15 protein-coding genes are annotated in these 16,922 nt (G+C 74.5%); 8 read left to right on the top strand and 7 right to left on the bottom strand.

Going from position 1 to position 16,922, the window contains the following annotated elements; genetic code table 11:
• The first annotated feature begins 49 nt into the window (after window positions 1-49).
• The 3 genes from DMP15_RS09500 (at window position 50) to DMP15_RS09490 (ending at window position 3,566) form a co-directional block, all read left to right on the top strand.
• Window positions 50-1,216, top strand: coding sequence for an acyl-CoA dehydrogenase family protein (locus DMP15_RS09500; RefSeq protein WP_337825675.1), 1,167 nt, complete (start codon window positions 50-52; stop codon window positions 1,214-1,216).
• Between the two features lie 4 nt (window positions 1,217-1,220).
• Window positions 1,221-1,862: a TetR/AcrR family transcriptional regulator gene (locus tag DMP15_RS09495; RefSeq protein ID WP_337825674.1), complete on the top strand. Its 642-nt coding sequence runs from the start codon at window positions 1,221-1,223 to the stop codon at window positions 1,860-1,862.
• 72 nt (window positions 1,863-1,934) lie between these two features.
• Entirely contained in the window at window positions 1,935-3,566 is a 1,632-nt protein-coding gene (locus DMP15_RS09490) for a class I adenylate-forming enzyme family protein (protein WP_337825673.1), read from the top strand.
• 56 nt (window positions 3,567-3,622) lie between these two features.
• On the opposite strand, the gene DMP15_RS09485 is transcribed toward DMP15_RS09490, so the two are convergent.
• Window positions 3,623-5,311 (bottom strand): class I adenylate-forming enzyme family protein, encoded by a 1,689-nt coding sequence (locus DMP15_RS09485; protein WP_337825672.1) that lies wholly within the window; start codon window positions 5,309-5,311, stop codon window positions 3,623-3,625.
• 85 nt (window positions 5,312-5,396) lie between these two features.
• Window positions 5,397-6,560 carry a CaiB/BaiF CoA transferase family protein gene (locus DMP15_RS09480; RefSeq protein WP_337825671.1) on the bottom strand — a complete coding sequence of 388 codons (1,164 nt, stop codon included), beginning with the start codon at window positions 6,558-6,560 and terminating at the stop codon, window positions 5,397-5,399.
• A gap of 52 nt (window positions 6,561-6,612) precedes the next feature.
• Here DMP15_RS09480 and DMP15_RS09475 point away from each other — a divergent pair, with 52 nt between their 5' ends.
• Both DMP15_RS09475 and DMP15_RS09470 read left to right on the top strand, forming a co-directional pair.
• Window positions 6,613-7,257 (top strand): TetR/AcrR family transcriptional regulator, encoded by a 645-nt coding sequence (locus DMP15_RS09475; RefSeq protein WP_337825670.1) that lies wholly within the window; start codon window positions 6,613-6,615, stop codon window positions 7,255-7,257.
• Between the two features lie 57 nt (window positions 7,258-7,314).
• Window positions 7,315-8,640 (top strand): phytoene desaturase family protein, encoded by a 1,326-nt coding sequence (locus DMP15_RS09470; RefSeq protein WP_337825669.1) that lies wholly within the window; start codon window positions 7,315-7,317, stop codon window positions 8,638-8,640.
• 77 nt (window positions 8,641-8,717) lie between these two features.
• Here DMP15_RS09470 and DMP15_RS09465 read toward each other — a convergent pair whose 3' ends face one another.
• Entirely contained in the window at window positions 8,718-9,755 is a 1,038-nt protein-coding gene (locus DMP15_RS09465) for an MBL fold metallo-hydrolase (RefSeq protein ID WP_337825668.1), read from the bottom strand.
• A gap of 46 nt (window positions 9,756-9,801) precedes the next feature.
• On the opposite strand from DMP15_RS09465, the gene DMP15_RS09460 reads away from it, so the two are divergent.
• On the top strand, window positions 9,802-10,599 hold the full coding sequence (locus DMP15_RS09460; RefSeq protein ID WP_337825667.1) for an enoyl-CoA hydratase/isomerase family protein: 798 nt from the start codon (window positions 9,802-9,804) through the stop codon (window positions 10,597-10,599).
• A gap of 25 nt (window positions 10,600-10,624) precedes the next feature.
• On the opposite strand, the gene DMP15_RS09455 is transcribed toward DMP15_RS09460, so the two are convergent.
• Genes DMP15_RS09455 through DMP15_RS09445 form a run of 3 tightly spaced genes read right to left on the bottom strand, consistent with a single transcriptional unit; the run spans window position 10,625 to window position 14,208 of the window.
• Complete coding sequence (locus DMP15_RS09455) at window positions 10,625-11,791, bottom strand: thiolase family protein (protein ID WP_062396913.1); 1,167 nt, start codon at window positions 11,789-11,791, stop codon at window positions 10,625-10,627.
• Entirely contained in the window at window positions 11,791-12,942 is a 1,152-nt protein-coding gene (locus tag DMP15_RS09450; protein WP_337825666.1) for an acetyl-CoA C-acetyltransferase, read from the bottom strand. The genes DMP15_RS09455 and DMP15_RS09450 overlap by 1 nt, the downstream gene beginning before the upstream one ends.
• 21 nt (window positions 12,943-12,963) lie before the next feature.
• Entirely contained in the window at window positions 12,964-14,208 is a 1,245-nt protein-coding gene (locus DMP15_RS09445; protein WP_337825665.1) for an NAD(P)/FAD-dependent oxidoreductase, read from the bottom strand.
• 90 nt (window positions 14,209-14,298) lie between these two features.
• Here DMP15_RS09445 and DMP15_RS09440 point away from each other — a divergent pair, with 90 nt between their 5' ends.
• Window positions 14,299-15,090, top strand: a complete 792-nt coding sequence (locus DMP15_RS09440; RefSeq protein WP_337825664.1) for an enoyl-CoA hydratase/isomerase family protein — start codon at window positions 14,299-14,301, stop codon at window positions 15,088-15,090.
• The gene (locus tag DMP15_RS09435) at window positions 15,087-16,295 is read left to right on the top strand and encodes an enoyl-CoA hydratase-related protein (protein ID WP_337825663.1); all 1,209 of its coding nucleotides are present in this window, start codon (window positions 15,087-15,089) and stop codon (window positions 16,293-16,295) included. Before DMP15_RS09440 ends, DMP15_RS09435 begins: the two co-directional genes overlap by 4 nt.
• Here the strand turns inward: DMP15_RS09435 and DMP15_RS09430 are convergent.
• Window positions 16,282-16,866, bottom strand: coding sequence for a TetR/AcrR family transcriptional regulator (locus DMP15_RS09430; RefSeq protein WP_337825662.1), 585 nt, complete (start codon window positions 16,864-16,866; stop codon window positions 16,282-16,284). The two genes, DMP15_RS09435 and DMP15_RS09430, sit on opposite strands and share 14 nt — an antisense overlap.
• Window positions 16,867-16,922: the final 56 nt, after the last annotated feature.

The following is a 16,922-nucleotide window of genomic DNA, read 5'->3' as shown; positions in this document are numbered from 1 at the left end:
GCTACCTATTCTGAATTAGAAAAAATGTCCGGGCCCCGAGGAGACACCGATGCCCAGCTCGCTGATCGTCGCCGACACCGAGGAGCGCGCGGCGCTGCGCGACGCGGTGGCGACCCTGGTCGGTCGCTACGGCCACAGCTACTTCATGGAGAAGGCGAAGGCCCACGAGGAGCCGACCGAGCTGTGGAAGGAGCTCGGCGCGGCCGGGTTCCTGGGCGTGCACCTGTCCGAGGCCTACGGCGGTGGCGGCGGCACCATGAGCGACCTCGCCGTGGTCGTCGAGGAGGCCTCGTCGCAGGGCGTCCCGCTGCTGATGATGGTCATCTCCCCCGCGATCTGCGGGTCGATCATCGACGCGCACGGCTCGCACGAGCTCAAGGAGCGCTGGCTACCGGGGATCGCCGACGGCTCGCTCAAGATGGCGTTCGCGATCACCGAGCCGGACGCGGGCTCGAACAGCCACGAGATCACCACCACCGCCCACCCCGACGGCGACGGCTGGCGGATCCGCGGGCAGAAGTACTGGACCTCGGGCATCGACGAGGCCGACGCCGTCCTGGTCGTGACCCGCGGCCCCGAGCCGGGCCCGAACGGGCGCCACCCGCTGTCGCTGTTCGTCGTGCCGACCGACGCCGAGGGGCTGACCTGGCAGACCATCCCGGCGGCGCTGCAGCAGCCCGAGCACCAGTTCACCGTGTTCCTCGACGACGTGCGGGTCGGTCCCGAGGCGCTGATCGGCGACGAGGGAAACGGCCTGCGCCAGGTGTTCGCCGGGCTCAACCCGGAGCGGATCACCGCGGCCTGCATCTCCAACGGGATCGCCCGCTACGCGTTGGACAAGGCCACCGGCTACGCCCGCGAACGCCAGGTGTGGGGCGTGCCGATCGGCGCACACCAGGGCGTCGCGCACCCCTTGGCCGAGGCCTACATCGGCACGCAGCTCTCGCGGCTGATGACCTACCGCGCCGCCGAGCTGTTCGACGCGGGCGCCGACGCCGCCGAGGCGTCGAACATCGCGAAGTTCGCCGCGGCCGACTCCTCGCTGCGCACCCTGGACCAGGCGATCCAGAGCCACGGCGGGAACGGCCTGTCGCTCGAGTACGGCCTGGCCGACCTGTGGTTCGTCGCCCGGATGCTCAAGACCGCGCCGGTCAGCCGGGAGATGGTCCTGAACTTCGTCGCCCAGCGCAGCCTGGGCCTGCCCGCGTCGTACTGACGCCGTGCCCCGCGCCCACACGGTCCGGACGGCGGGCGTCCGGGGCCCCGGCGAGAAGTCGGCGCGGACCCGGCGCCGGATCCTGGACGCGACGGCGTCGCTGCTCGCGACGCGCGGGTACGCCGGGACCCGGCTCGCCGACGTCGCGCGGCTGGCCGGGGTCCGGCCGCCGGCCGTCTACTACTACTTCGACTCCCGCGAGGACCTGGTCGAACAGGTCGTGGTGGCGGGCATGGTCCGCAACCTGGAGCACGTGCGGGCGCGGGTGCAGGAGCTGCCGGCCGGGGCGACGGCGATGGACCGCATCTGCTGCGCGGTCGAGGCCCACCTGCAGGTCGTGCTCCGCATCTCCGACTACACGGTCGCCTCGATCCGCAACACCCAGCAGCTGCCCCCGGAGGTCCGCACCCGGCAGCTGGCGGAGCAGCAGCGCTACAGCGACTTCTGGCGCGAGCTCGTCGAGGCCACCCGGGACGCGGGCGAGCTGCGGGACGGGCTCGACCCGCGGGCGGCCCGGATGCTGGTGCTCGGCGCGCTCAACTGGGCGTGCGAGTGGTGGAGCCCCGGCCGCGGCTCGCTGAGGTCCCTGGTCCGGACCGCCCGGACGATCGTCCGGCGCGGGCTGTCGGCCCCGACCGGCGGTTGACCCGGCCCGAATCTTATCTACGTTCAATCGCCCGATCGGTCCACGCCCTCTCCCGCCCCACGGAGGCCCGTCATGAGCACGCAGGCCGTCAGCTCCACCTCCCCCACCCCGGCGACCGGTCGCTCCGAGTGGCTCGAGGGCCCCGGGCCCGGCCTCGTCGAGGGCACGGTCGGCGGGCTCCTGCGCGAGCAGGCCGCCGCGCACCCCGACACTGTCGCGCTCGTCGCGACCCGGCACGACGGCACCGCCGGCCGCTGGACCTACGCCGAGTTGCTCGACGAGGCGAGGCGGGTCGCCGGGACACTGCTGGAGCTCGCCGGGCCCGGCGGGCACGTCGCGCTCTGGGCGCCGAACGTCGCGGAGTGGACGATCGTCCAGTACGCGGCGGGCCTGGCGGGGGTCGTGCTGGTGGCACTCAACCCGGCCCTGCGCCCGGGCGAGCTGGAGTACGCGCTCACCCTGTCCCGCTCGACGGTCCTGCTGCACGCCGACCGGGTGCGCGACCACGACCTGACCGGCGTCGTCGCCGACGTCGTGCCACGGGTGGCCGGTCTCGCCCACGTGGTCAGCCTGTCCGACACCGCCCGGCTTCACGGCACGCCGCTGGACGGCGGCTCGCCCGACATGCCGGAGCGCAGCGCGCCGGGCTCCCCGGCGATGATGCAGTTCACGTCGGGGACCACCGGGCACCCCAAGGGCGTGCTGCTGGCGCACCGCTCGCTGCTGAACAACGCCCGGCTCACCATGCACACCGCCGAGGCCCGCGACGGCGCCGTCGCCGTCGCGCCGCTGCCGACCTTCCACACCGCGGGCTGTGTCATCTCGACGCTGGGCCCCGCGGTGCTGGGCGGCACGGTGGTGCTGATCGAGCGGTTCGAGCCCGGCGCCGTGCTCGACGCGATGCGCGACGAGCGCGCGACGATCCTGATGAGCGTGCCGACGGTGCTCGGCGCGGTGCTGCACGAGGCGCGCCGCCGCGACGGCCAGGCCCCGGCGCTGGACACCGTCCTGGTCGGCGCCGCGACCGTGCCCGGCTCGATGATCACCGCCGTCCGGGAGACCTTCGGCGCCTTCGTGCACAACCTCTACGGCCAGACCGAGCTCTCCCCCGTGCTGAGCCTGACGCGGCGCTCCGACACCGCCGACGACCTCGTCCGCAGCGTCGGCCGCCCGCTGCCGCACACCGGGGCGCGGATCGTCGACCCCGCCACCGGCGGGGTCGTGCCGCTCGGCACCGTCGGCGAGGTCTGCGCCCGCGGCTACAACCAGATGCTCTGCTACTACGACGACCCCGGGGCCACCGCCGCGACCGTCGACGACGAGGGCTGGGTACATACCGGCGACCTCGGCTCGATGGACGACCGCGGCATGATCACCCTGACCGGCCGGCTGAAGGAACTCATCATCCGCGGCGGCGAGAACATCGCCCCCGCCGAGATCGAGGTCGCGCTGGCCGAGCACCCGGCGGTAGCCGCGTCGGCCGTGGTCGGCCTGCCGGACCCCACCTGGGGCGAGATCGTCGCCGCCGCGGTGGTGACCCACGAGCCGCAGGAGCCCGGGTTCACCGACGAGCTGGCCGCGCACTGCCTGGAGCGGCTCACCCCGTACAAGGTGCCGGTGCGCTGGTTCCTGGTCGACGAGCTGCCCATGACGCCGTCGGGGAAGGTCCAGAAGTTCGTGCTGCGCGACCGGCTCGAGGGCTGAGCGCACCGACAGGTCGGGACCGGGCACCGGGGTGGCCCCGGGGCCCGGCCCGTTCCTCAGCCCAGCACCTCGGCGGCGCGCCGGGCGAGCCGGAACTTCTGGACCTTGCCGGTCGGGGTGGTCGGCAGGTCCTCGGCGGTGGTCACCAGCACGTGCCTGGGCACCTTGAACCGGGCGAGCTTCTTCCGGCAGAGCGCCAGCACCGCGTCCGGATCGACGGTCGCGCCGGGTTCCGGGACGATCCACAGGCACCCGACCTCGCCCCACCGGTCGTCCGCGACGCCGACGGCGTAGGCCTGGCTGACCCCGGGGTGGCGGGTGATCAGCTCCTCGATCTCCTTGGGCATCACCAGCTCGCCGCCGCTCTTGTAGAGCTCCTTGCTGCGGCCGGTGATCTCCAGGTAACCGTCGTCGCGGACCCGGCCCAGGTCGCCGGAGAACACCCGGCCCCCGCGCAGGGCGGCGGCGGTCTCCTCGGGCTTGTCCCAGAACCCGAGCATGTGGGTGGGCCCGGACGACACCAGCTCCCCCTCCGTCCCGGCCGGCAGCTCCTCGCCGGTCATCGGGTCGCAGGTCCGGTAGTGGCACAGGTCGCCGTCGTGGTCGGGCAGCCCGGCCACCCCGGCGCGCTTGACCCGCCCGACGGTCGTCGAGTGCCGCTCCAGGGGATCCTCGGGCAGCGTCATCGTCATCGCGCCGCCGCACTCTGTCATCCCGTAGCCGGTGGTGATCTCGGAGATCCCCAGCTCGGCGCGCACCCGCTCCCACAGCCACACCGGCGCGGGCGCGGCGCCGGAGAGCACGGCGAACACCGAGGACAGGTCGCGCGCGGAACGGTCGGGGTGCTCCAGCAGGGCGACGGTCATGGTGGGCACACAGAGGATCTCGGTCGCGCGGTGCCGCTCGATGCCGTCGAAGTAGTCGGCCGCGGAGAACGCCAGCCGCGGGACGATCGCCCCGCCCACGAACATGGCCGCGACCAGACCCTCGACGTAGCCGAACATGTGGTAGCAGGGCAGTGAGAACAGGATGCGGCGCCCGTCCTCGAAGGCGCGGGTCAGCGCGGACGCGTAGCCGGTGCGCAGGACGGCGTCGTGGGTGACCATCACCCCCTTCGGCGACCCCGTGGTACCCGAGGTGTAGAGGATGTCGCCCAGGTCGTCCGGGGCGGCCCCGGTGGATCCGGCCGCGACCGGCTCGCCGAGGGCACCCAGCTCCTCCACCGTCGTCACGCCGGGCCGGGCCGGGTGCACCGTCGGCAGCTGGACGACCGCGCGCAGGTCCGGGAGCTCGGCGGTGGGGCCGTGCTCCCAGCCGGGGGCCACCTCGTCGAGCAGGGCGAGGTGGTCGAGGTCGCCGTAGCCGGTCATCGTGACGAGCACCGTGCAGCGGGACTGGCGCAGCACGTAGGAGAGCTCGTCGCGGCGGTAGAGGAAGTTGAACGGGATGGCGACCGCGCCGGCCCGCGCGACCGCGAACTTCAGCGGGACGAACTCCAGGTGGTTGGCCATGAGCAGGCCGACCCGGTCACCCGGGCGGACACCGAGCGTGGCCAGCCCGCCGGCGAGCCGGGCCGTCCACTCGGCGGCGCCGGCGTAGTCGAGGGTGCGGTCGTCGGTGACGACGAGCGGCCGGTCGGGGAACTCGCGGGCGCAGTCGTCCAGGAACCCGTCGAGCGTGCGGGGCTGCCACGCCGGGTGGCGCGCCTCCAGAGCCGCTCGGCGGTGCGCGATCGGGGCGGGCATCGTCGACCTCCTCCTCGTTGCTTAATCGCTCGTAGATTAGAGAGAACGGACGGAGCGGACAATCGTCCGGACGGCCCACCCGCCCCTAGGCCTCCTGCGCCGCGCCGGAGGCGAGCAGGGCGTCGACGTCGAGGCCTGCACCGGCGAGTACCGCGCGGGTGTCGCGCCCGCGGGCCGGCGGCGCGGCGGGCGCGGCGACGGGGTGGCCGGAGAACCGGGGCGCCGGGCCGGGCTGCAGCACCCCGCCGGTGTCGGCCACGCTCCCCCGAGCGGCGACGTGCGGGTGGGCGGCGGCCTCGCGCAGCCCCAGCACCGGTGCGACGCAGGCGTCGGTGCCGTCGAAGACGGCGGTCCACTCGTCGCGGGTGCGCGTGGCGAAGCGCGCGGCGAGCGCGGCCCGCAGCGCGGGCCACCGGCTCCGGTCCTGCTGGTTCTCCGGCGCCGCCACCTCGCGCGGGATCTCCAGCAGCCGCAGCAGCTCGGCGTAGAACTTCGGCTCCAGCGCCCCGACCGCCATGTGCCCGCCGTCGGCCGTCGCGTAGACCGCGTAGAACGGGGTGCCGCCGTCGAGCATGTTGACCCCGCGCCGGTCCTCCCAGCGGCCGGAGCCGAGCATGGCGTGGATCGCGGCGAGCAGGTACGACGCGCCGTCGACGATCGCGGCGTCGACGACCTGGCCGCGCCCCGTGCGCTCGGCCTCCAGCAGCGCCGCGAGCACCCCGATCACCAGGTAGGTGGACCCGCCCCCGAAGTCCCCGACGAGGTTGAGCGGGATCTGCGGCGGGCCGCCCGCCTCGCCCATCGCGTGCAGGGCGCCGGTCAGCGCGATGTAGCCGATGTCGTGGCCCGCGGTGTGGGCGAGCGGGCCGTCCTGACCCCAGCCGGTCATCCGGCCGTAGACCAGCCGGGGGTTGCGCGCCCACACCGCGTCCGGCCCCACCCCCAGCCGCTCGGCGACGCCCGGCCGGTTCCCCTCGACCAGCACGTCCGCGCGCCCGGCGAGGGTCAGCACGGCCTCCACCACCTCGGGACGCCTGAGGTCCAGCACGACCGACCGCTTGCCGCGGTTGAGCACGTCGGCCGCGGGCGGCGCCGTCGAGAGCGGCCCGGCCGCGGGCCGGTCGATCCGGATCACCTCGGCGCCGAGGTCGGCAAGCGCCATGCAGGCGAACGGCCCCGGCCCGATGCCCGCCAGCTCGACGACCGTCCGGCCGGCCAGCGGTCCACGACCGCGCTCCACCTCGTCCATGCCACGCCTCCTGATCTTTTTTCTTATTGCGGTTAGACATTAGCCTGACGCGATGACGGACGGACCGGACCGGCGACAGGGGCCGCGCCGCGGGGGCACCGGGTCCGCGCCGCGCTCGGCGCGGACCCGCGAACGGATCCTCGACGCCGCGGCGGTCGTGCTGAACCGCAGCGGCTACGCCGGCACCCGACTGCTCGACATCGCCGGGCTCGCCGGCCTCCAGGCCCCGGCGATCTACTACCACTTCGCCTCCCGCGACGAGCTGATCCAGGAGGTCGTGCAGGTCGGGCTGCGGCGCACGATGGCCCACGTCCATGACGAGCTCGCCGCCCTCCCGGACGGGACGCCGCCGATGGACCGGATCGCCACCGCGGTGCGCGCCCACCTGGAGATCGTGCTGCGCGACTCGGAGTACGCCGCCGCGGCGATCCGCAACGCCGCCCAGCTCCCGCAGGGCATCCGCGACGTCCAGCTGCGCGACCAGCGCCGCTACGGCGCCCTGTGGCGCGGCCTGGTCGACGACGCACAGGCCGCCGGGCAGCTCGACCCGGAGCTGGACCCGCACGCGGCGCGGATGCTGGTGATGGGGGCGCTGAACTGGGCGCCGGAGTGGTGGCGCCCCGACCGCGGCGACCTCGCCGACATCGTGCGCACCGCCCAGACGATCGTGCGGGAGGGTCTCGCACCGGGCGGTTGACCCGGCCACGTCATTAATTTACTGTCGATTAAAAGAAGCAACCGAAGGAGATGACCCGTGGCGCCCATCGAGTCCGACACCGCGTTCGACGCGCTCGTGGTGGGAGCGGGGGCCGGTGGCCTGTTCGCCGCCGCCCGGCTGGCCCACGCCGGCTACCGCACCCTCGTCGTGGAGCGGCTCGACAAGGTCGGCGGTCGCGCCTCGACCACCGACATCGACGGCTTCCTCGTCAACGACGGGGCCATCGTGATCGAGGTCGGCGGGATCACCGAGGAGACCTTCGCCGAGGTCGGCGCCGAGTTCGACGTCCGCACCCCGCAGGTCCCCGTGCTGTACCGGGTCGGCGGGAAGAACCTCGACGTCACCCGCGGCGGCTGGGGCATGCTGCTCTCCCAGCTCACCCGGCAGGGCGCGAAGCTGCTCTCGGGCATCGGCGCCGCCCGCACCGACGACGACGCGCTGCCCGGCAGCGAGATGTCCACCGCGGAGTGGGTCGGCAAGTACTCGAGGAACGAGGCCGTCCAGGGCGTGTTCCGCAACATGTGCGCCTCGGTGTTCGCCGTCGGCTCCGAGGAGCTGCCCGCACGGGTGTTCCTCACCTACTTCACACGCAAGTCCGCGTTCAAGCGGTTCGGGTTCTGCCCCGCCGGGACCATCGGCGTCTGGCAGTCGCTGGCGGACTCCGTCGTCGGCAACGGCGGACAGGTGTGGCTGTCCTCGGAGGTCGAGCGGCTGCACGTCGCCGACGGCCGGGTCACCGGCGCCACCGTCGTCCGCGACGGCGAGCGGGTCGAGGTCACCTGCCGGGTCGCGGTCAGCGACACCGGTCCCGCGGGCACCGTCGCCATGGTCGGCGAGGAGAACCTGCCGGCCGACTACCGCGAGCAGGTCCGGATCAAGGACCGTCCGTGCTCGATGCTGGCGGTGAACTTCGCGAGCCGTGAGCGCCTGGTGGACGTGCCGGGCATGCTGCTGTTCTCGAAGTCCGAGCGGCTCTGCTACGTCGCGAACTTCACCGACACCTGCCCCGAGATGGCCCCCGACGGGTGGAACCTCTACGTCGCGGCGTCGGTGCCCGAGCCCTCGGTCGGCGACTTCGACGCCGACGCCGAGGTGGCGCTGCTGAAGAAGGACCTCCAGGAGCAGGTCCCGGGCTTCGACGGCGCCCGCATCCTGTCCGTGGCCGTCATGCGCGACGACTGGCCGCCGCAGCGCGCCGTCGCCGGGTACGACCTGACCTCGGAGACCCCGATCGCGAACCTCTGGAACGTCGGCGACGGCGTCAAGGAGTACGCCAACGGTGGCACGACGGCCTGCGCGGAGACCGCCAAGCTCGTCACCGAGCGCATCCTCGCGGACTTCCCGCTCACCGCGAGCGTCTGACCTCCGCTCCCCGCCGACGCGCCGTCGCCCCTGCCCGGGTGGCGGCGCGTCGTCGTTCCGGCGCCGACGGCGCAGGGTCAGGCGGTGGCGTAGCGGCGGACGCCGTCGGTACCGTCGGCCGCGACGAGCTCCCCCGCCATGACGAGCACGTCGAGGTGGGCGGCGATCTCCAGCACCGCCAGCGCCGCGTGCTCGGTCGCCAGCTGCGACACGTGCTGCGCGCGCCGGGTCCACGGCAGCGCCGCCGCGACCGCCCAGGCCGTGTCGTCCCCGGCGCGGACCCGGTCTGCCGCGGCGGCCAGGCGCTGCTCGTGGTGCGCCAGCAGCTCGTCGACCCGGGTGTGCACGCTGCGGGTCACCGGCCCGTGTGCGGGGAGCAGCAGTGCGTCGGGCAGGTCCCGGACCAGCCGCAGCGAGTCCAGGTAGCTGCGCAGCGGGGCGGGCTCGGGGGCGCGCTCGTAGCCGATCGAGGGCGTGATGTGCGGGAGCACGTGGTCGCCGGCGAACAGCGCGCTTCGTGCGGTGTCGCGCAGCACGACGTGTCCGCGGGTGTGCCCCGGGGTGGCCCGCACCTCCAGGTCCCCCTGCCCGGTCGGGACGGTCCCGCCGTCGTCGAGCCAGACGTCCGGTGGACCCCACGGGGTCGTGTCGGACCGCTCGATCGCCGCCACCAGCGCGGCGTACTCGCGTGCGAGGTCCGCTGCCCCGGCCCGGGCCACCAGCGGGGGCTGCGGTGCCGGGTGGTCGAGCGGGTGGGTCTGCGCGGTGACCGTCGGTTCCTCCCCGCGGCCCAGCAGGACCCGGGTCCCGTGCTCCGCCCGCAGCGTCAGCGCCTGGGTGTAGTGGTCGTGGTGGGCGTGGGTGACCACCACCTGCGCGACGTCGGCCGGGGCGTACCCGAGCGCGCGCAGCCCACGGGTGAGGGCGTCGCCGTCGGCACCGGCCCAGCCGGAGTCGACCAGCGTCGGGCCGTCGGCGCCCTCGATCACGTACACGTTGACCGCGCGCAGGCCGTCGGTGGGCAACGGCAGCGGGATGCGGTGCACGCCCGGCAACACCGGGTGCGCTCCCGGGTCGGTCCAGTCCTGCGTCTGCTCGGCGAGCTCCACGGTCACACGGTCTCCTCTGTTTTCGAATCTGAGTTCAATGTAGGTTGCGGGGGTGACCCCGCGCTACGAGGACCTGCGGTACACGACCGGCGACGGGCTCGCCCGGATCGAGCTGCACCGGCCGGACGCTCTGAACGCCTGGACCCCGCAGATGGGCTCCGAGCTGCTGGACGCGGTCCGCCGCGCGTCGGCGGACGACACGGTGCGGGCGGTGCTCGTCACCGGTGCGGGCCGCGCGTTCTGCGCGGGCGCCGACGTGAAGAACGCCCGCGACCTGACCCCCGACGGCGACCCGGACCTGTCGAGCCGGCTGCGCGAGATCTACAACCCGATCGTCACGGAGATCCGGGCCGCGCCGAAGCCGTTCGTCGCCGCGGTCCAGGGCGCCTGCGCCGGGCTCGGGGTGTCCCTCGCCCTGTCCTGCGACCTGCTGCTCGCCGCCGACGACGCCTACCTGCTGCTCGCCTTCGTCCGGATCGGGGTGATGCCCGACGGCGGGACGACCGCGTTCCTGGCCGAGCGGATCGGGCTGACCCGGGCCGCCGAGCTGTGCATGCTCGGTGACCGGCTGCCGGCGGAGACCGCGCACCGCTGGGGCCTGGTCAACGCGGTGCACCCGCGCGACGAGCTGGCCACGGCGGCCGAGGCGCTCACGCGACGGCTGGCGCAGGCGCCGACCGTCGCGCTGGCGAGCACCAAGCAGGCACTCGGCGCCGCAGCGCAGCGCCGCCTCGCCGACCAGCTGGAGCTGGAGGCGACGCTCCAGCAGCGCCACGCCACGACCCACGACTACGCCGAGGGCCGGGCCGCGTTCGTCGAGAAGCGGCGGGCCGTCTTCCGCGGGTGCTGACCCGCGTGGGCGGCCCGCCGTCCCCTCAGAGCCGCTCGATGATCGTCGCGTTGGCCATGCCACCGGCCTCGCACATCGTCTGCAGGCCGTAGCGGCCGCCGGTGGCCTCCAGGTGGTGCAGCATCGTCACCAGCAGCCGGGTCCCCGACGAGCCCAGCGCGTGGCCGAGCGCGATCGCCCCGCCGCGCGGGTTGAGCCGGGCCGGGTCCGCGCCGAACTCGCGGGCCCACGCCAGCGGGACCGGCGCGAACGCCTCGTTGACCTCGTAGGCGTCGATGTCGCCGATGCCCAGGCCGCTGCGGGCCAGCACCGCGTGCGTGGCCGGGATCGGCCCGGTCAGCATCATCAGCGGGTCGTCGCCGACCACGGAGAACGCGTGGAACCGGGCCCGCGGCCGCAGACCCAGCTCCACGGCGCGGCGCTCGCTCATGACCAGCACCGCGGACGCGCCGTCGGTCAGCGGCGAGGAGTTGCCCGGGGTGATCTTCCAGTCGACGTCCGGGAAACGGGCGAGGGCCCCGTCGGTCCGGAACGACGGCCGTAGCCCGGCCAGGCCCTCGGCGGTCGTCGTACCGCGGACGGTCTCGTCGGTGACCAGGTCCGGTGCCTCCGGGACCGCGACGACCTCGGCGTCGAAGCCGCCCTCGGCCCAGGTCGCCGCGGCCCGGCGGTGCGACTCGGCGGAGTAGGCGTCGAGCTCGTCGCGGTCGAGCTTCCAGCGCTGGGCCACGAGTTCGGCCGAGATGCCCTGGTTGACCAGCCCGTCCGGGTAGCGGGCCGCGTGCCGGGCCCCGGCGCCGGCGCGCGCGCTGCCGATCGGCACCGCGCTCATCGACTCCACCCCGGCCGCGATCACGACGTCGTGCACGCCGGCCATGACCGCCTGCGCGGCGAACGCTGCGGCCTGCTGGCTGGACCCGCACTGCCGGTTGAGAGTGGTGCTCGGCACGCTCTCCGGGAACCCGGCCCCGAGCACCGCGTTGCGGCCGATGTTGCCGGCCTGCTCCCCCACCTGCTGGGCGCAGCCGACGATGACGTCCTCGACCAGCGCCGGGTCGATGCCGGCCCGCTCGACCAGCGCGACGAGCTGACCGGCGAGCAGGTCGGCCGGGTGCACCCCGGACAGCCCTCCCCCGGCCTTGCCCCTGCCGACCGGGGTCCGGATCGCCTCGACGACGACGGCGGTACCCATCAGAGCCGCTCGATGATCGTGACGTTGGCCTGGCCGCCGCCCTCGCACATGGTCTGCAGGCCGTAGCGGCCGCCGGTGCGCTCCAGCTCGTGCAGCATCGTCGTCATCAGCCGGGCGCCGGTGGCGCCGAGCGGGTGGCCGAGCGCGATGGCCCCGCCGTTGGGGTTGACCGTCGCCGGGTCGGCGCCGGTCTCGATCAGCCAGGCCTGCACGACCGAGGCGAACGCCTCGTTGATCTCGACGGTGTCGATGTCGCCGATCGTCAGGCCGGTCTTCTGCAGGGCGTACTCGGTGGCCGGGATGGGCGCGGTCAGCATCCACACCGGGTCGGAGCCGCGGACCGACACGTGGTGGATCCGCGCCCGCGGGGTCAATCCGTGGTCGCGCACCGCGGCCTCGGAGGCGATGAGCAGTGCGGCGGTGCCATCGGAGACCTGGCTGGAGACGCCCGCGGTGAGCCGGCCGCCCTCGGTCAGGGTCTTCAGGGCGGCGAGCTTCTCCAGGGAGGTGTCCGGACGCGGCCCCTCGTCGCGGGACACCTCGCCGAAGGGCACGATCTCACGGTCGAAGCGACCCTCCTCGATCGCGGTGAGCGCGCGGCGATGGCTCTCCAGCGCGAAGACCTCCATGTCCTCACGGGAGAGGTTCCACTTCTCGGCGATCATCTCCGCGCTGCGGAACTGGCTGATCTCCTGGGAGCCGTAGCGGGCCTCCCAGCCGACGCTGCCCGTCCACGGGTCGGTCGCCCCGAACGGCTCGCCCGCGCCGAACGAGGACAGGATCGGGTACTGGGACATGACCTGCACGCCACCGGCGACGACGAGGTCCTGGGTGCCGGCCATGACCGCCTGCGCGGCGAACGAGACCGCCTGCTGGCTGGACCCGCACTGCCGGTCGACGGTGGTGCCGGGCACCGACTCGGGCAGCCCGGCGACCAGGGCCGCGGTGCGCGCGATGTCCCCCGCCTGGGCGCCGATGGCGTCCAGGCAGCCGTAGACGACGTCGTCGATCGCGGCCGGGTCGACGCCGGTGCGCTCCACCAGCGCCCGGATCGGGTGCGCGCCGAGGTCCGCGGGGTGCACCGCGGCCAGGCCGCCCTTGCGCCTGCCCACCGGGGCCCGGACGGCGTCGACGATGTAGGCCTCGCCCATGGGTTCCTCTTCCTGCGTCGATCAGTGGCCCGCCGCGACGGCCGCGGCGTTGCGCTCCCCGGCGAACGCGAGTGCGTCCGCCCAGCTCGTGCGGCGTCCGATTCGGACGCGGTACTTCATGACGTCGGCGCGACGGTCGAGCGTCAGCGCGCCGGTCAGCCGGTCCCCGGTGCGGTACAGGGCCACGAAGCGGCCCTCCTCCACCGAGCCGGAGACGACCCGGATCTCGTCGGCGGTGGCGACCCCGACGAACTGGATGCGGCTGGAGTACCAGTCCGACCAGAAGTAGGGCACCGTCTCGTAGGGCGTCGCCGCGGCCGGGGCGAGTGCGTTCCGCGCGGCGCGGGCTCCCTGCTCCGCGGCGCTGGTCCAGTGCTCGATGCGCATCAGGCCACCGGTCGGCAGGTCGGCGAACAGCGGGTTGCGCCAGCGGACGACGTCGCCCGCGGCGTACACCCCGGGCAGCGCGGTCGCGAGCGTCTCGTCGGCCAGGACGCCGTCCTGCAGCCCGACGCCCGAGCCCTCCAGCCAGCCGGTGTCCGGGGTGGCCCCGATCCCGGCGACGACGAGGTCGGCGGGCAGCACGGTGCCGTCGCTCAGCCGGACACCGGTGACCCGGTCGGTCCCCTCCACGGCGTCGACGCCGACGCCGCAGCGCAGGTCGGTCCCGTGGGCCTCGTGCAGCCGGGACAGCGCCGCGCCCATCTGCTCGCCGACCGCGCGCACCAGCGGGGTGGGCAGCGCCTCGACGATGGTGGCGGGCAGTCCCCGCCCACGGGCGCCGGAGGCGACCTCGGAGCCGATGAACCCCGCGCCGACGACGACGGTGCGGGCCCCCGCGTCGAGCGCGGCACGCACGGCCGCGGCATCGTCGAGGGTGCGCAGGGTGTGCTGCCCGGCGAGGTCGCCGGGCAGCCTGCGGGCCCGCGCACCGGTGGCGACCACCAGGGCGTCGTAGCCGATCCGGCGGTCGCCGACGACGACCTCGCGGGCGTCGGCGTCGAGCCCGGTCGCGGGCGCACCCAGCTCCAGGTCGACGCCGAGGTCGGAGCGCAGGTGCTCCTCCTCGCGGAAGCGGACGTCGGGAGCCTCCCCGTCCTCGAGGAAGGCCTTCGACAGCGGCGGCCGGTCGTAGGGCAGGTGCGGCTCGGCGCCGACCAGCGTCACCGGGCCGGTGTGGCCGGCGTCGCGGGCGGCCTCGACGGCCCGCAGACCGGCGAGGGACGCCCCGACGACCACCAGACGGGGACCGGAACGCGGCGGCATCGCAGCACCTTTCGTCGACCAGATTTGAATCGAGAATAAACTTATGCGAGATTCGACGTCAACGCCGGGGACGCCGTTCGGGAGGACGCGATGCACGCAGACCGAGCCACCTACCGGGTCAGCGAGGGGGTGGCCGAGATCAGGATGACCCGCCCGGACGCGGGGAACGCGATCGATCCGGCCATGGTCGAGGCGCTCGACGCCGCGATCCGCACCGCGGAGACCGACGACACCGTGCGGTGCGTGCTGCTGACCGCCGACGGCCCGGCCTTCTGCGTGGGCGGCGACCTGCGGTTCTTCCGCAGCCACCTCGACGCGCTGCCCGAGCACCTGGACTCGATGATCAGCACCTGGCACCGGTCGGCCCTGCGCAGGCTGTCCGCGCTGCCGGTGCCCGTCGTCGCCGCCGCCCGCGGCGGGGTCGGCGGCGGCGGGCTGGGCCTGCTGTGGGGCGCCGACGTCGTGGTCCTCGCCGACGACGCCAAGCTGGCGACCGGCTTCACCCGGCTCGGCATGACCGGGGACGGCGGCAGCTCTTGGTACCTGCCGCGGCTGGTCGGCCTGCGCCGCGCACAGGACCTCATGCTGCGCTCGACACCGGTCGGCGCCGCCGAGGCCCTGGAGTGCGGGCTGGTCTCGCGGGTGGTGTCCGGCGCCGAGCTCGAGGACACCGGCCGGGCGCTCGCCCGGGAGTTCGCCGCCGGGCCGACCTGGGCCTACGGCGGGATCAAGCAGCTGCTGCGCGACAGTGGCGACCGCACACACGCGGACCAGCTCATGGCCGAGTACGAGCTGATGACAGCCGGCGCCGGCCGCGCCGACGTCCGGGAGGGCATCACCGCGTTCGCCGAGCGCCGCGCCCCGGAGTTCGACGGCCGATGACCGCGCGGGAGGACACGATGGGCACGACCGACGACGAGACCGTGGTCCGCCGCCTCTACCCGGCGCTGGCCGAGGGCGACCGGGAGACCCTCGACGCGATCCTGCACCCCGGCTTCGTCGGCGTGCTCGCCGACGGGATGCCCGGCGGCGTCGGCGGTGAGCACCGCGGTGCCGAGGCGATGCGCCGCGACGGCTGGGGCGGCATCGCCCGGAACTTCGCCGCTCGCGCCGAGCCGGAGCGGTTCACCCCCACCGCCGACGGCCGGATGCTGGTGAGCGGGCGCTACCGGGGGCGCGGGCGACGCGGCGGCGGCGAGCTGGACGCGGCGTTCACCCACGTCGTCACCGTCGCCGACGGCAGGCTCACCCGGCTGGAACAGCTCACCGACACCGCGCGGTGGGCCGCGGCGGCGCCGCCGTACACCACCCTCGACGTCCGGGTCGCCGACGGCGTCGCGACCGTGCGGCTGGACCGGCCTGAGAAACACAACGCCGTCGACGGGACGATGGGCGCCGAGCTCGCCCGGGCCGTGGACGCGCTCGCCCGGGACACGGCGGTGCGCGCGGTGCTGCTGACCGGCGGGGAGAAGGTCTTCAGCGTCGGCGGCGACGTCGGGCTGTTCACCGGCTGCCCGCCCGAGGAGCTGCCCGCGCTGCTGCGCGACCTCACCGACCTCTACCACCCCGCCGTCGAGCGGCTGTCCACGATGGACGCTCCGGTCGTCGCCGCGGTGCACGGTGCCGCCGCCGGGGTGGGGCTCGGCCTGGTGTGCGCCGCGGACGTCGTCGTCGCCGCACAGGAGGCGGTGTTCACCACCGCCTACGCCGGCATCGGGCTGACCTCCGACGCCGGGGTGTCCTGGTTCCTGCCCCGGCTGGTGGGCCTGCGCCGGGCGCAGGAGATGTTCCTGACCGGGCGCCGGCTCACCGCGGCCGAGGCGCTGGACTGGGGCCTGGTGACGACGGTCGTCCCCGACGGTGAGGTCGACGCGGCGGCACGCGACCACGCGGCGTCGGTCGCGGCGGGGCCGACGCGGGCGTTCGGCGCGGTGCGGCGGCTGCTGCGCCGGAGCGGCGACACCGACCTGCACACGCACCTGGCCGACGAGCAGGACTCGGTCGTCGAGGCCGGACGCGGCAGCGATCTCCTGGAGGGCGCGCGGGCGCTGGCCGAGCGCCGGCGGCCCCGGTTCACCGGGGCCTGAGCGCGGCGGGCCCGGCCCCGACGAGGCGCAGCGCGAACTCCGCGAGCTGCCAGGCGACCTCGTTCTCCCCCGGGCCCGCATCGTCGCGGAACCACACCGCGACGCCCATCCCCTGGTCGAGGATCGCGTACGACGCGAGCTGCGGCGACGCGACCGAGAACACCCCGGCGTCGGCACCGTCGGCGATCAGCCGCCGGAAGCGCTGCTCGTAGTCGGCGCGTCTGGCGAGGATCTCCGACCGGTGCGGTTCGGTCAGGCTGCGCAGCTCCCGGTTGCCGACGAAGGCCTCCACCCGGTTCCGGGCGTGGAAGCGCACGTGCGCCTCGACGGCGCGGCGCAGCCGTTCGACCGGGTCGTCGATCCCGGCCACCGCGGCGTCGTGATCGCGGATCAGCGCGTCCATGGTGGCGTCGATGACCGAGGCGAGCAGCTCCTGCTTGGAGCGGACGTGCTTGTAGAGGCTCGGCCCGCGGATCCCGACGGCGGCTCCGATGTCGGCCATCGTCGTCGCCTCGTAGCCGCGGCGGGCGAACTCCGCCAGCGCCGCCGACCGGATCTGATCGCTCCGCACGGCTAGCAGTCTATAGCCGCAATGTGAGATGTGGCTCCCGACGCTGTCCTCGGCTG

Origin of the sequence: Pseudonocardia sp. UM4_GMWB1, from assembly GCF_017312155.1 — a bacterium.
GTDB lineage: Bacteria > Actinomycetota > Actinomycetes > Mycobacteriales > Pseudonocardiaceae > Pseudonocardia > Pseudonocardia alni.
This window is presented reverse-complemented; position numbering and strand designations above follow the sequence as displayed.

Excerpts from the sequence above, each read along its gene's own strand:
- DMP15_RS09435 (WP_337825663.1), top strand. The coding sequence starts at position 15,087 with ATGACCGCGCGGGAGGACACGATGGGCACGACCGACGACGAGACCGTG.
- DMP15_RS09445 (WP_337825665.1), bottom strand. The coding sequence starts at position 14,208 with ATGCCGCCGCGTTCCGGTCCCCGTCTGGTGGTCGTCGGGGCGTCCCTC.
- DMP15_RS09490 (WP_337825673.1), top strand. The coding sequence starts at position 1,935 with ATGAGCACGCAGGCCGTCAGCTCCACCTCCCCCACCCCGGCGACCGGT.
- DMP15_RS09440 (WP_337825664.1), top strand. The coding sequence starts at position 14,299 with ATGCACGCAGACCGAGCCACCTACCGGGTCAGCGAGGGGGTGGCCGAG.
- DMP15_RS09450 (WP_337825666.1), bottom strand. The coding sequence starts at position 12,942 with ATGGGCGAGGCCTACATCGTCGACGCCGTCCGGGCCCCGGTGGGCAGG.
- DMP15_RS09455 (WP_062396913.1), bottom strand. The coding sequence starts at position 11,791 with ATGGGTACCGCCGTCGTCGTCGAGGCGATCCGGACCCCGGTCGGCAGG.
- DMP15_RS09500 (WP_337825675.1), top strand. The coding sequence starts at position 50 with ATGCCCAGCTCGCTGATCGTCGCCGACACCGAGGAGCGCGCGGCGCTG.
- DMP15_RS09475 (WP_337825670.1), top strand. The coding sequence starts at position 6,613 with ATGACGGACGGACCGGACCGGCGACAGGGGCCGCGCCGCGGGGGCACC.
- DMP15_RS09480 (WP_337825671.1), bottom strand. The coding sequence starts at position 6,560 with ATGGACGAGGTGGAGCGCGGTCGTGGACCGCTGGCCGGCCGGACGGTC.
- DMP15_RS09485 (WP_337825672.1), bottom strand. The coding sequence starts at position 5,311 with ATGCCCGCCCCGATCGCGCACCGCCGAGCGGCTCTGGAGGCGCGCCAC.